Origin of the sequence: Mesorhizobium sp. M0040, from assembly GCF_040323505.1 — a bacterium.
Lineage (GTDB): Bacteria > Pseudomonadota > Alphaproteobacteria > Rhizobiales > Rhizobiaceae > Mesorhizobium.
This window is the reverse complement of sequence record NZ_JAMYVA010000010.1, coordinates 162,817-175,012: the sequence shown is the minus strand read 5'-3', so window position 1 is coordinate 175,012 and position 12,196 is coordinate 162,817. Positions and strand designations below refer to the sequence as shown.

Below are 12,196 nucleotides of genomic sequence, written 5' to 3'. Positions count from 1 at the left end.
GGCCGATCCGCCGCATCAGGCGCGGCAGGTCGCGCAGGATGGCGCTAAGCCCCATCAGTGCGATCTCGCTGCCGTCGAACAATGGCGCCAGGCCGAGCGCCTGCAAATGGCGGCCGCCGATGCCGACAAGCCGAACTTCGCGCCCGGTCATGCGCTTGAGCGCCTGCACAAGGTCGGCGCCAAGCAGGTCGCCGGACTCCTCGCCGGCGACGACGGCTATCTTCAACGGCCGCTCATTCGCCATGCGCCGGCTCCGCAGCAGGCAGGCCGATTACGAACAGGCCGAGCGCATTGGCACGTCCGATGGTGGCGGGACCTTCGAGCACTAGCGAGCGACCGGCTTCGACGGCAATGCCGGCCAGTCCGGCGGCATGCGCCGCCTCGACGGTCAGCGGGCCGATGGAGGGCAGATCGGCACGCAGTTCCTGACCGGGCTTGGCGCATTTGACCAGAACACCTCGGCTCCCGCCGGCCAGCCTGCCGTGCCCGCGCAACTCCCTTGTCCGCTCGAGCAGCCCGTCGGTGCCTTCGACGCCTTCCAACGCAATGGCGCGGCCGCCGACCGCAACAGCCGCTTGGCCGATATCCAGCGCGCCGATGGCTTTTGCCGCCGCGTGCGCCGCCTCGATGTCGCGCCAGTCGGATTTGCGTGGCGCCGCCTTGGTCAGCAGGCCTTCGGCGGCGACCAGCTCCGGCACGATCTCGTGAGCGCCAACGACCTTGATGCCGCTGCGCTCGATCCTGCGCACGAACAGTTTCAGCACCGTATCGTCCCCCCGGGTTACACCGACGAAGAGGCTGGGTAGCCACGCGAGCAGGCCCAAATTGAGGCGCATGGCGCTCAGCCTGGGGCGGCGCGTGATATGACCCGCGGTTACGAGATGCGTAACGTGATGCCGCTTAAGGATCGGCAGCAGCGAGCCGACGTCTTCCAGCCTCAAGGTTGCCTGCTCATAGGGCTCGAAATCGGCTATGCGATCGACCTCGCCGGCCGCCATCACGACGAAGGGCAATTTGCCTTGCCGGGCGAGCGCTCGGGCAATTTCGACCGGGAGACTGCCGCCGCCGGCGATGATGCAGACCTTGGCATCTGGCGCGAGATCAAGGCCCTTTCCGGCAGCCTCAATCTTCGTCATCTGCCCTCAGTCTTCATCATCGGTATCGTCGCCGTCGCTACCCTTGAGCGACGGCACGGCGTAGTGCCGCTTGCCGCGACCGGCGATGAAGTCGACGATCTTCATGGCAGTCGGTGACGAGGCGAATTCCGCCTTGGCGAATTCGATGTTTTCGCCGACGGTCCGGGAGCGATCGAAGATCGTCTTGTAGGCTTTGCGCAGCAAGTGGATCTCCGAACGCGGAAGGCCGGCGCGCTTCAGGCCAATGATGTTGAGGCCGCGAAGGCTGGCACGGTTGCCAACGGCGATGGCGTAAGGAATGACGTCGCCGACGATCGCCGAGCAACCGCCGAGAAAGGCGTTATCGCCGATGCGGACAAACTGATGAACCGCGGTAAGGCCGCCGATGTAGACATTGTCACCGACTTCGCAATGCCCGCCTAACGTCGCTTGATTGGCGAAGGTGGCGTTCTTGCCGACCACGCAGTCATGGGCAATATGGGCATAGGCAAGGAAATTGCCGTTGTCGCCGATCGTCGTCTCGCCGCGGCTGGAATCGGTGCCGACATGCATGGTGACACCTTCGCGGATCGTGCAGTTCTCGCCGATCACCAGCGTGGTACGGCCGCCCTTGTGCTTGGTGTTCTGCGGCGGCCCGCCCAGTATCGCCATCGGATAGACCTTGGTCGATGCACCGATGGTGGTCGCGCCAATCACCGAGACATGGCTGACCAGTTCGACGCGGTCGCCGACCACGGCGTCGGGGCCGACGTGACAGAAGGGCCCGATGCGGGCGCCTTCGCCGATTTGGGCGCCTGCCTCGATGACCGAGGATGGATGGATGACTGTCTGGATTTTCATTAGCATTCGTTTGTCAGCCGCTTGCGACCATCATCGCCGAGATCTCGGCTTCCGCCGCCTTGGCGCCATCGACGAGGGCCTCGCAAGCGAATTTGAGAAGATTGCCGCGTTTCTTGATTTTCTTCACATGAATTTTCAGCTGGTCGCCTGGAACGACCGGCTTGCGGAACTTGGCATTGTCGATGGTCAGGAAATAAACCAGCGACGGTTTTTCGGTACCAAGGCTGCGGATGCAGATGGCGCCGGCCGTCTGCGCCATCGCCTCGATGATCAGCACGCCGGGCATGACCGGCTGGTCGGGGAAATGACCTTGGAAATGCGGCTCGTTTATGGTGACGTTCTTGATGCCGATGGCGGATTCGTCGCCATCTATGTCGACAATACGGTCGATCATCAAGAACGGATAGCGGTGCGGCAGGAGCTTCATCAGCCGCATTATGTCAACCGCTTCGAGCGTCGCCGCTGCGATGTCAGCCATTTCCCCCCTCACCCTGTTTGCGCGTCCGTGCAAGTCTGCGCAAGGCCGCTATCTCGCGCATGGCTTCCGCCATCGGCTGCGCCGGATATCCTCCCCAAATCTCACCGGCAGGCACATTGCTCATAAACCCGCTTCTTGCCGCAAGCTTGGCCCCGGACCCGATGGTCAAATGATCCGCAAGGCCGACACCGCCACCCATGGTGACGTTGTCGCCTACCGTCACGGAACCGGAAATACCCGAAAGCCCGGCTATTATGCAATTGCGGCCGATGCGAACGTTGTGCGCGATCTGCACCAGATTGTCGATCTTGGTGCCCTGGCCGATGATCGTGTCGGACATGGCGCCGCGATCGACGGTCGTATTCGACCCGATCTCGACGTCGTCCTGAATGATGACGCGGCCGATCTGCGGAACCCGCTCCGGACCCTTGGCGCCGGCCACGAAACCGAAGCCATCCTGGCCGATCCTGGCACCGCCATGGATGATGACGCGATTGCCAATCAACGCATATTGCACGCTGGCACCTGGACCGACATAGCCGTCGCGGCCAATCTGCGAAGACGGACCGATGACCGCATGCGGGGCAATGACGGTCCCGCTGCCGATGGCAGCGCGAGGTCCGATGATCGCACCCGCTTCGATGATCGCGCCGGCCTCGACATGGGCGGTCGCATCGATATGGGCGTGCGGCGAGATACCGGTTTCGCCGGTCATCGGTCCAGGCGTTGCAGCCGCCGGAAAAAGCAGACGCCCGACCATTGCGAAGGCCTGCTGCGGGCGCGGATGCACCAGCACCGCGATGCCCGCCGGCGCCTTGCCGGCAAATTCGGCAGGGCAGAGAACCGCCGCCGCCCGCAGTGACTGCATCAGGGCGAAATTGCGCCTGCCATCGACGAAGACAAGGGCGTTCTCGCCGCCTTCGTTGGCGGGCGCCAGAGCCTCGATCGATACATCGGAGAGACCGGAATCAACAAGCGTCGAACCGGTCAGATTCGCGACTTCGCCGGCCGTATACCGGCGTGAGGGCGCGAAGAACACCGGATCGGTCATTCCAGAAGCAATATCCAGCTAGCGCATGACCCCGAAAATCGGAAATCGACCCTCGGAAAGGATCATGCGCAAATCAAAGTGCTACAACGTCCTTTGCGCGTCCGATAGGACGCGCTGCGCTGTAGTGTCGGATCACTGCCATCCGGATCCAAACGAGCCGGAAGCATCATTGCCCGCACATCAGAAGCGGGTCGATATGCCGAAGTTGAATTCCTGCACGTCGTCGGTCTTTTCTTTCTTGACCGGGATCGCATAGTCGATGCGGATCGGGCCGAAAGGCGATGCCCACATCAAACCGACACCGACGGAAGCGCGCCATTCCATGCCGGTTGTCGAAGAATTGACAAGGCCACTTGCGATTTTGCTGCCGTAGAGCGTTGCCGCATCGGCGAACACAGCGCCACGCAAACCGAAGCTTTCGGGGATGACCGGCAGCGGGAACTGAGCTTCCGCCGAGGCATTGAAGTAGGTAGTGCCGCCGAGATGGTCATTGCTGTTGTCCGAAGCAACCGGGCCGATGCCGCCATATTCGAAACCGCGGATCATACGGTCGCTGCTCTGGAAATGGTCGAAGACGCGCAGATCGCCGTTGCCATATCCTTGGACATGGCCAGCGCCGCCCGAAATGAGGCCCACCAGGTCCAATTGTTCGGACAGCGTCTGATAAATGCTGCCGCGCGCCGTGACCTTGATGAACTTGGCATCGCCGCCGACGCCGGCCACTTCGGTGCCGACATTGGCATAAATACCGTCATGCGGGTTCTTCATGTCGTCGATGGTATTGTAGATCAGGCCGAGGCTGACCGAAGACTTGAGCCATGGGCTCTCGTTAACGCCGTTTTGGATCGCCTGGGACACGTCGCAACCGGCCGCTGGGTCGCAGCCCTCATCGAACTCGTACTTCTCTTGCGCAATATTATAAGCGAGTTGCGTCGAGATATTGTCTGTGATCGGCAGGCCGAAGCGAACGGTCGCGCCTGTCGTGTCGCTGTCGTAATGGTCGTAGTTTCGGCTCTGCTTGTAGATGTCGAAGCCGGCCGCGATGCGGCGTCCGAGGAAATAGGGTTCGGTGAAAGAGAAGCTGTAGTCGCGCGAGTTCTTGCCACCGCCCGCTGCCACCTTGATGAATTGGCCGCGACCGAGGAAGTTGCGCTCACTGACGGAACCTTCGACGGACGGACCTGACGTTTCACCGCCGCTCGAATAACCGGCGCCGACGGTGAACTCACCGGTCGATTTCTCGACCACATCCACCACCAGCACAACCTGATCCGGCTCAGAACCCGGAACGGTGGAAATTTCGACTTTTTCAAAATAATCGAGCGCTTCCAGCCGCCTCTTCGCGCGCTGGATGAGGACCTGATTGAAAGCGTCGCCTTCGCTGACATCGAACTCGCGGCGAATGACGTAGTCGCGCGTCCGATCGTTGCCGCGAATCTCGATGCGCTCGATATAGGCCTTGGTGCCCTGATCGACCGTATAGACCACCGAGATCGTGTGGTTTTCGAAGTTGCGGTCGCCGCGCGGCGTCACCTGGGCGAAGGCATAGCCGGATCCAGCGACCTTTTCGGTCAAGGCGATGATCGTGTCCTCGACGTTCTTGGCGTTGTAGACATCGCCCTTGTGGGTCTCGACCACCGATTCGAGCGACTTGGCGTCGACCTCGGGGATCGTGCTTTCGACGCTGACATCCCCGAACGTATAACGCTCGCCCTCCTGTACCGTGATGGTGACGGTGTATTTGTTGGTGGTGTCGTCGAGTTCGCCGACAGCCGAGACGACCTGGAAGTCGGCATAGCCGTGATTATAATAGAAGCGGCGCAGCAGCTCCTGGTCGGCGCGCAGCTTGTCCTCGTCATAAACATCGTCGCGCAGCACGAACGACAGGAAGGACGAACGCTTGGTGGAGATGATGTCCGACAGACGGCGGCTCGAATAGGCGCTGTTGCCGACGAAATTGATCGCTGCGATCTGGGTGCGGCCGCCTTCGTTGATGTTGAAGACCACGTTTACCCGGTTGTCGCCGAGATCCATGATCTGGGTGGTCACGGCGGCATCGTCGCGGCCGATACGCCGGTATGCGGCCTTGACCGCCTCGACATCGGCATCGAGCTGCTGTTGCGAGAAGGTGCCGCGCGGCTTCAATTGCACCGCGGCCTCAAGCGCGTTGTCCTTGAGCTTCTTGTTGCCCTGGAACAGCACCTGGTTGACGACCTGGTATTCGGACACCTTGATGACCAGCGTCGATCCGACCTGGTTGATCTGCACATCCGAAAACAGCCCGGTGCCAAACAGCGCCTTGACCGCATCGTCGATATCCGAACTGGAAAACGCCTTGCCGGGCTTGATCGTCACGTAATTGCGGATGGTGTCCGCGTCGACACGCTGATTGCCGGTGACTTCGACTCTGGAGACGACAGCCGCCTCGGCGGCCGATGTGGCAACGAACTGCACTGCGAGCGCGCCTGGTACAACCAGAGCGGCGGACATAGCCACCGCGGACGCGGCGCTCAGAAACTTGGATGCTGCCTTCATCGGGCTTTTGTACCTTTTCTCGAAGTCCCCACGGCGAGAAAACCGGACGTGCGGTAATTTCCCCTACCGTATTAACCGGATTTTCCCTACACGCAAGGCTTCTGGTTAATTTGTATTTACTTAACCCTGCGGCGTGGCTTTCGCGTCACGCATATCCCCACGCATGGTAAACGGCGTCTCAACATTGCTCGTGCCGAAGCCAAATTCCTTCATGATTTCAGCACCCAAACAGATCGTTCCAGAAAACAAAGCCCATGAACCCGAGCACCAATATGAGGCCGCTTCGGTAAGCCATTTCCATCATGCGTTCGGACACCGGCCGCCGGATGACAGCCTCCACGCCGTAGAACAGAAGATGCCCTCCGTCGAGGGGGGGAATCGGCAAAAGGTTGAGAATCCCTATCCCGACTGACAGGAATGCAACAAGCTGCACGAGCCATTCAAAGCCGAGCTTTGCCGCCTGACCCGACATCTTGGCGATCTTGATGGGGCCGCCCAGCTGGCACTTGTCCTCGCGACCGACAACGAAACGTTGCAGGAACTGGCCGGTACGCTGGATGACGTGTCCGGTTTCCTGGACCGCTGCCCCGACCGCCCCGGCCGGACTATAGGTGATCAGCCGTGGCTGGCCGAGTTCCTTGTTGTTGACGACGCCGATCACGGCCACCTGGACCTTGTTGCCCAGTGCGTCTTGTTGTTCCATCAAGCGCGGCGTCGCCGTGACGGTGATTTCCTTGCCGGCGCGTAGCATGACGAAGGTGATGCTGTCGCCGGCGCGGCCAGAGACCAGACGCTGGACGTCGGCAAAGGTCTCGACCTTGCTGCCGTCGACGCTGACGAATCGGTCGCCAGGCATGATGCCGGCCGCGGCGGCCGGACTGCCGACGGTGACCTCAGCCACCATCGGCTCCAGCACGGGCCGGCCATGGACGGAAAACAGCACGGCAAAGACGGCGATCGTCAGCAGGAAGTTGAACAGCGGCCCCGCCACGACGGTCGCCGCGCGCTTCCAGATCGGCTGCGTGTGGAAGGCAACCTTGCGTTCTTCGTCGCTCAGCGCCTCGATCTCCTCCGAGCTGGGCTGGCTCGACGTCGCGTTCATGTCGCCGACGAACTTGACGTAGCCGCCGAGCGGTATGGCGCAAAGCTTCCAGCGCGTGCCGCGGCTATCGTTGAAGCCGATGATCTCTGGGCCGAAACCGATCGAAAAGGCTTTTGCGCCGATACCGCACCAACGCCCGACGAGGTAATGGCCCATTTCGTGGACAAAAACGACCACGGTCAGCACGAACAGGAAAGGCACCAGCGTGCCGAGGACAAAGCCGTCTGTGCTGAAAATCGCGTGAAAAATCTCGTTCAATTCATGCCCTCAAATTCATCCACGGCACAGATCACGCCGCGACTGTGACATCAATCCAGGCGAATCCATGACGCAGCCCCGCGCCGGCCCACCGACGATGCCGTTCAAACCGGAAACAGCCCCTGTGCCGGATGGTCGGCGGTCGCGGAAATCCAGCCGATGACGTATAGGGCGAAAGCCGCCGCGACAAGCCCATCTACCCGATCCATGATGCCGCCATGGCCGGGTATCAGCGTGCCGGAATCTTTACGGCCGTGGCGTCGCTTGACCCATGATTCGAACAGGTCGCCGGCCTGCGCGACAATCGAAAGCACCAGTGCGACCACACCAAGCACGACGAGGTTGCCCGTTCCGGCTACGGCGGCCAGAAGCAGCCCAGCCACTACGCCGCCGACCACCCCACCGAGCGCCCCGCTCCGCGTCTTGCCCGGCGAGATCGACGGCGCCAGCCTTGGACCACCGATGGAGCGGCCGACGAAATAGGCAAAGATATCGGTCGCCCAAACCACGGCGAATAGGAACAGAATGGCCAGCAGCCCTGAATGGTCGCCGTCACGCAAGAAGGCCAGCGACAAGCCGGACACGGCCGCATAGGCAAGGCCGGATGCTTCCCACGGTCCTGCCCTCCGCATGGAAGACGCGACGGCAGTGACAGCAACCAGAGCCGCGACGAGCGGCAGCAGCAAAGACGCAGGCAGGCCGGCGACGAGGGCAGCAATAAAGACCACGATCAGCGCCTCGGGCAGAAAGCCGAGACCTGCCGTAGCACCAGCACCTGCCGGGGCAACGGGGCGGCTCATCCGCGTCCACTCGTAGAAGATCACCGCCGCCATGGCGGCGCAAAGCAACCGGAAGGACAGTCCGCCGAGCCAGGTCAGGGCAAGCGTGACGATGGCAAGCACGGCGGCCGAAATGACCCGGAGTTGGAGGTTGCTCATTCCTCAGCCTGAGGCGACATCTTGGGCGGCAAGTCCGCCGAAGCGGCGCTCGCGGCCGGCGAAATCGCGCAGTGCATCGGACAGGTGCTCGCGACTGAAGTCGGGCCAGTAGCAAGGCAGGAAAACGAGTTCGCTATAGGCGGCCTGCCATAACAGGAAGTTGGACAGCCGAAGCTCGCCGCTGGTGCGGATGACCAGTTCCGGGTCCGGAATGCCCTCTGTATCGAGCGAGCTGGCAAAGGAATCGGCCGTGATCGCCTCGCTCTCGATCTCACCGCGCGCCACCGCCGCTGCGAGCTTGCGCGCGGTGCGCACGATCTCGTCGCGCCCGCCGTAATTGAAAGCAATGACCAGTGTCAGCGCCTCGTTGCTGAGAGTGAGCGTTTCGGCTTCCTCGAGCAGCCCCCTTATGTCGGGCTGCAGCCCTGCCCTGTCACCGATGACCCTGATCCGCACCCCACTCTGGTGCAGCTCGGCGAGGTCACGTCGGATGAAAAGCTTCAGCAGGCCCATGAGGTCGCTGACTTCGGATTTCGGCCGTGACCAGTTTTCCGACGAAAAAGCGTAGACGGTCAGGAAGGAGATGCCGAGGCCGGGGGCGGCGCGCACTGTCTTGCGCAGCGCCTCGACGCCGGCGCGGTGACCGGCCAGCCGCGGTAAGCCGCGCGCCTTGGCCCAGCGTCCGTTTCCGTCCATGATGATCGCGACATGCGCGGGCGTTGCCATATTCTCGCTTCCGGGCCAGGCGTGGCCAGACCCTAGACCTGCATGATTTCCGCTTCCTTGTCGGAAAGCAGGTGGTCGATGGTGCTGATTGTCTCGTCGGTCAGTTTCTGAACCTGGTCGGCCCGTTTGCGATGGTCGTCCTCACTGATGTCGCCGTCCTTTTCCGCCTTTTTCAGAAAGTCCATGCCGTCCCGGCGAACGTGGCGTGCGGCGACGCGGGCATTCTCGGCATAACCGTGCGAGATCTTGACCAGCTCCTTGCGGCGCTGTTCGTTGAGCTCGGGCAGCGGAATCCTGAGATTGGTACCGTCGACGATAGGATTGAAGCCGAGATTGGCTTCACGGATGGCGCGGTCGACTGCGCTGACCATCGACTTGTCCCAGACCGAAACCGAAATCATGCGCGGTTCCGGCACCGACACTGTTGCCACCTGGTTGATCGGCATGGTGGTGCCATAGGCCTGCACCTGGACGGCATCGAGCAGGTTGCTCGACGCGCGGCCGGTGCGCAGCGAAGCCAGATCATGCTTGAACGCGGCGATCGCCCCGTCCATGCGCCGTTTGAGATCGTCGTACTCGCCACTCATCATCGTCTCCTCGACCCGTTAACCCGGGTTCACTGCTTAGGCCCTGTTCGAGCCTCATCCGCAACCGGTCCCTTTCGGGTTCATGGTCCGGTCAATCGTCTGCGACAACCGTGCAACGGCCGCCGCCCCTCAGGATATCGCCGAAGCCACCCTTCTCGTGGATCGAATAGACGATTATCGGAATGTTGTTTTCGCGCGCAAGTGCAATCGCCGCCGTATCCATGATCGAAAGCCCGCGTTTGATGACTTCGTCATGGCTGATCCGCTCGAAACGTGTCGCATGCGGGTCCTTCTTGGGATCAGCCGAATAGACACCATCGACCTGGGTGCCCTTGAACAGAGCATCGGCGCCGATCTCGGCGGCGCGAAGGGCTGCAGCCGAATCGGTGGTGAAGAACGGATTGCCGGTGCCGCCGGCGAAGATGACGACCTTGCCCTGGTTCATGTAGGCGGTCGCCTGACGCTGCGAAAAACTTTCGCAAAGCTCGGGCATGGCGATCGCCGACAGCACCACGGCGTCGACGCCGATCTTGTTGAGCGAGGTGCGCAGCGCCAGCGAATTGATAACCGTGGCAAGCATGCCCATATGGTCGCCGGTGACGCGGTCTCCGCCTTTTGACGCAACCGCGACGCCACGGAAGATGTTGCCGCCGCCTATGACGACACCGACTTCGATGCCCAATGCGCGGGCCTCCGCGATGTCGGCGGCGATGCGGTCGACCACCGATACGTCGATGCCGAAATGCTGCTCGCCCATCAACGCTTCGCCCGACGCTTTCAGCAAGACACGTCGGTAGAGGGGCTTCACCGTCATCTGGTCCTCGTCATCGTGCGTGTGACGCGTTTCGGTGCGCCCCGAAACACTGGGCGTTCCGATACACGAAGGGCGCCGCGATGTCACGCGGCGCCCGAGCCGGAAAGTTGAGATCGTGGACCGGGATAGCCGTCAGCTCACGCCGGCAAAAGTGCCTCGCATGAGCAGATCCGGCAGATAGCTTGCCGGCTTACCGCCAACCGCCTGCCCACCGGTCAGGCCGCCTTGTATTTCAGGACCGAAGAACGAATACGGAAAGGGCGTGACCGGCCGGCTCACCGCATCGAGCCGTGCCCGAAGATCTTCGGGAATGTCGAAATCAAGCGCGCCGAGATTGTCCTTGAGCTGGTCAAGCCTGGTGGCGCCAACGATGACGGACGCAATGCCTGGCCTGTTTGCCGTCCAGTTCAGGGCGACCTGGGCCATGCTGCGGCCGAGCTGGCCGGCAACCCTCTCCAGTTCGGCGACGATTTGCCAGTTGCGATCGGTGAATTTCTGGAAACCGGGATTGGTCGAACCACGCATTGTCTCCAGCCGGCCACCGTCCTCGACGATTGTATCGAAACGGTATTTTCCGCTGAGCAGGCCGCTGGCCAATGGACTCCAGACCATGATTCCGGCGCCATAGCGCGTGCCGAACGGCACGAACTCGTGCTCGATATTGCGCTCGGCCAGCGAATATTCGAGCTGAAGCGCCGAAACCGGTTCATAGCCGCGATGCTCGGCGACGGCCTGCGCCCGGCTTGCGTACCAGGCCGGCACGTCGGACAGACCGACATGCCGTATCTTTCCGGCGCGCACCAGATCGTCCAGCGTCCGCATCACCTCCTCCGGCGGCGTCAGCCTGTCCCAGGTATGGAGGATGTAGAGGTCGATGTGGTCGGTGCCGAGCCGCTTCAGCGAACCGTCTATCGCCCGCAGGATGTTCTTGCGGCCGTTGCCCCCGGCGTTCGGGTTGCCCGGTTCGGCGTTGTAGGTGAATTTGGTACTGATCACCGCCTTGTCGCGCAGCCCACGCTCGGCGATGAATTCGCCGAGCCAGGTTTCGGCCGTGCCACCGGTATAGAGATCGGCGGTATCGAAGAAATTGCCACCGGCTTCGACATAGGCATCAACCAAGGCGCGCGCGGTTTCCTTCTCCGCGCCCCAGCCCCATTCCGTGCCGAACGTCATGGTGCCGAGCGCCAGGCGGGTGACACGCAGCCCGCTGTTGCCGAGCGTGTAGTAGGACATGGTCATGGATTTTCTCCTGAAGTTTGAAAAGCGGGATTGAGGTCTTGCCTGGGATACGCAGTCAGGCCTTGGCCAGCGCATCGACCACCACCTGGAAGCGGCGCGGATCGAAATAATCGTGGTAGGCGCTGATCAGACCGCTCTTGAAGTGGAAAATTGCGATATTGCTGTTGGTGTATTCAGTGCCGCCGATCAGCACCGCGCGGTTCTTGTACTCAACGACGATCGCGTCCGAATCCGCTGCCGGACAGATGGCTGTCAGCTGCGAATCGAAGGATTCGAAATTACCGAAGAGGCCTCGGAAGGCCGCCAGGATCGCGGCTTTACCATCGATGCTGTTTCCAAATCCTGCCGGCGGGTAGAAGACAAGTATACGGCCATCTTCAGCCCAAAGGTCGCCCCATGCCTCAATGTCCTTGCGGTGCATCAGATCAAAGAATTTACGCACGGTCTCGAGATTACGGGTTCGTTCGGAATCGAGGTCGGTCATCAGACGTC

At 61.8% G+C, this 12,196-nt stretch carries 12 protein-coding genes and 1 pseudogene; all 13 read right to left on the bottom strand.

What is annotated here, in order from left to right; all coding sequences use genetic code 11:
• Positions 1–244, bottom strand: a pseudogene (locus NKJ91_RS12285) (lipid-A-disaccharide synthase); the annotation flags it as partial.
• Positions 234–1,136 (bottom strand): LpxI family protein, encoded by a 903-nt coding sequence (locus tag NKJ91_RS12280; RefSeq protein WP_352455756.1) that lies wholly within the window; start codon positions 1,134–1,136, stop codon positions 234–236. The pseudogene NKJ91_RS12285 and the gene NKJ91_RS12280, both read right to left, overlap by 11 nt.
• Before the next feature lie 6 nt (positions 1,137–1,142).
• Entirely contained in the window at positions 1,143–1,976 is an 834-nt protein-coding gene (gene lpxA / locus NKJ91_RS12275; protein ID WP_352455755.1) for an acyl-ACP--UDP-N-acetylglucosamine O-acyltransferase, read from the bottom strand.
• A gap of 13 nt (positions 1,977–1,989) precedes the next feature.
• Positions 1,990–2,454 carry a 3-hydroxyacyl-ACP dehydratase FabZ gene (gene fabZ / locus NKJ91_RS12270; RefSeq protein WP_023674942.1) on the bottom strand — a complete coding sequence of 155 codons (465 nt, stop codon included), beginning with the start codon at positions 2,452–2,454 and terminating at the stop codon, positions 1,990–1,992.
• The gene (gene lpxD, locus NKJ91_RS12265) at positions 2,447–3,505 is read right to left on the bottom strand and encodes a UDP-3-O-(3-hydroxymyristoyl)glucosamine N-acyltransferase (protein ID WP_352448823.1); all 1,059 of its coding nucleotides are present in this window, start codon (positions 3,503–3,505) and stop codon (positions 2,447–2,449) included. Before lpxD ends, fabZ begins: the two co-directional genes overlap by 8 nt.
• A 180-nt stretch (positions 3,506–3,685) precedes the next feature.
• Positions 3,686–6,040 carry an outer membrane protein assembly factor BamA gene (gene bamA / locus NKJ91_RS12260; RefSeq protein ID WP_352455754.1) on the bottom strand — a complete coding sequence of 785 codons (2,355 nt, stop codon included), beginning with the start codon at positions 6,038–6,040 and terminating at the stop codon, positions 3,686–3,688.
• A 217-nt stretch (positions 6,041–6,257) separates the two neighbouring features.
• Positions 6,258–7,400 carry an RIP metalloprotease RseP gene (gene rseP, locus NKJ91_RS12255; RefSeq protein ID WP_352455753.1) on the bottom strand — a complete coding sequence of 381 codons (1,143 nt, stop codon included), beginning with the start codon at positions 7,398–7,400 and terminating at the stop codon, positions 6,258–6,260.
• 104 nt (positions 7,401–7,504) lie between these two features.
• Positions 7,505–8,338 carry a phosphatidate cytidylyltransferase gene (locus tag NKJ91_RS12250; RefSeq protein ID WP_352455752.1) on the bottom strand — a complete coding sequence of 278 codons (834 nt, stop codon included), beginning with the start codon at positions 8,336–8,338 and terminating at the stop codon, positions 7,505–7,507.
• A gap of 3 nt (positions 8,339–8,341) precedes the next feature.
• The gene (locus NKJ91_RS12245) at positions 8,342–9,064 is read right to left on the bottom strand and encodes an isoprenyl transferase (protein WP_023674936.1); all 723 of its coding nucleotides are present in this window, start codon (positions 9,062–9,064) and stop codon (positions 8,342–8,344) included.
• 32 nt (positions 9,065–9,096) lie between these two features.
• Positions 9,097–9,651 carry a ribosome recycling factor gene (frr, locus tag NKJ91_RS12240; RefSeq protein ID WP_084640965.1) on the bottom strand — a complete coding sequence of 185 codons (555 nt, stop codon included), beginning with the start codon at positions 9,649–9,651 and terminating at the stop codon, positions 9,097–9,099.
• Between the two features lie 91 nt (positions 9,652–9,742).
• A complete protein-coding gene (gene pyrH / locus NKJ91_RS12235; protein WP_023674934.1) occupies positions 9,743–10,465 on the bottom strand; it encodes a UMP kinase in 723 nt (240 codons plus the stop codon).
• A gap of 132 nt (positions 10,466–10,597) precedes the next feature.
• Positions 10,598–11,704 (bottom strand): aldo/keto reductase, encoded by a 1,107-nt coding sequence (locus tag NKJ91_RS12230; protein ID WP_352455751.1) that lies wholly within the window; start codon positions 11,702–11,704, stop codon positions 10,598–10,600.
• Between the two features lie 55 nt (positions 11,705–11,759).
• Positions 11,760–12,188 (bottom strand): nuclear transport factor 2 family protein, encoded by a 429-nt coding sequence (locus tag NKJ91_RS12225; RefSeq protein WP_352455750.1) that lies wholly within the window; start codon positions 12,186–12,188, stop codon positions 11,760–11,762.
• Positions 12,189–12,196: the final 8 nt, after the last annotated feature.

What these genes read in the sequence shown, in the direction of transcription:
- NKJ91_RS12280 (WP_352455756.1), bottom strand. Translation starts at nt 1,136, where the DNA reads ATGACGAAGATTGAGGCTGCCGGAAAGGGCCTTGATCTCGCGCCAGAT.
- lpxA (WP_352455755.1), bottom strand. Translation starts at nt 1,976, where the DNA reads ATGAAAATCCAGACAGTCATCCATCCATCCTCGGTCATCGAGGCAGGC.
- fabZ (WP_023674942.1), bottom strand. Translation starts at nt 2,454, where the DNA reads ATGGCTGACATCGCAGCGGCGACGCTCGAAGCGGTTGACATAATGCGG.
- lpxD (WP_352448823.1), bottom strand. Translation starts at nt 3,505, where the DNA reads ATGACCGATCCGGTGTTCTTCGCGCCCTCACGCCGGTATACGGCCGGC.
- bamA (WP_352455754.1), bottom strand. Translation starts at nt 6,040, where the DNA reads ATGAAGGCAGCATCCAAGTTTCTGAGCGCCGCGTCCGCGGTGGCTATG.
- NKJ91_RS12250 (WP_352455752.1), bottom strand. Translation starts at nt 8,338, where the DNA reads ATGAGCAACCTCCAACTCCGGGTCATTTCGGCCGCCGTGCTTGCCATC.
- NKJ91_RS12245 (WP_023674936.1), bottom strand. Translation starts at nt 9,064, where the DNA reads ATGGCAACGCCCGCGCATGTCGCGATCATCATGGACGGAAACGGACGC.
- frr (WP_084640965.1), bottom strand. Translation starts at nt 9,651, where the DNA reads ATGAGTGGCGAGTACGACGATCTCAAACGGCGCATGGACGGGGCGATC.
- pyrH (WP_023674934.1), bottom strand. Translation starts at nt 10,465, where the DNA reads ATGACGGTGAAGCCCCTCTACCGACGTGTCTTGCTGAAAGCGTCGGGC.
- NKJ91_RS12230 (WP_352455751.1), bottom strand. Translation starts at nt 11,704, where the DNA reads ATGACCATGTCCTACTACACGCTCGGCAACAGCGGGCTGCGTGTCACC.
- NKJ91_RS12225 (WP_352455750.1), bottom strand. Translation starts at nt 12,188, where the DNA reads ATGACCGACCTCGATTCCGAACGAACCCGTAATCTCGAGACCGTGCGT.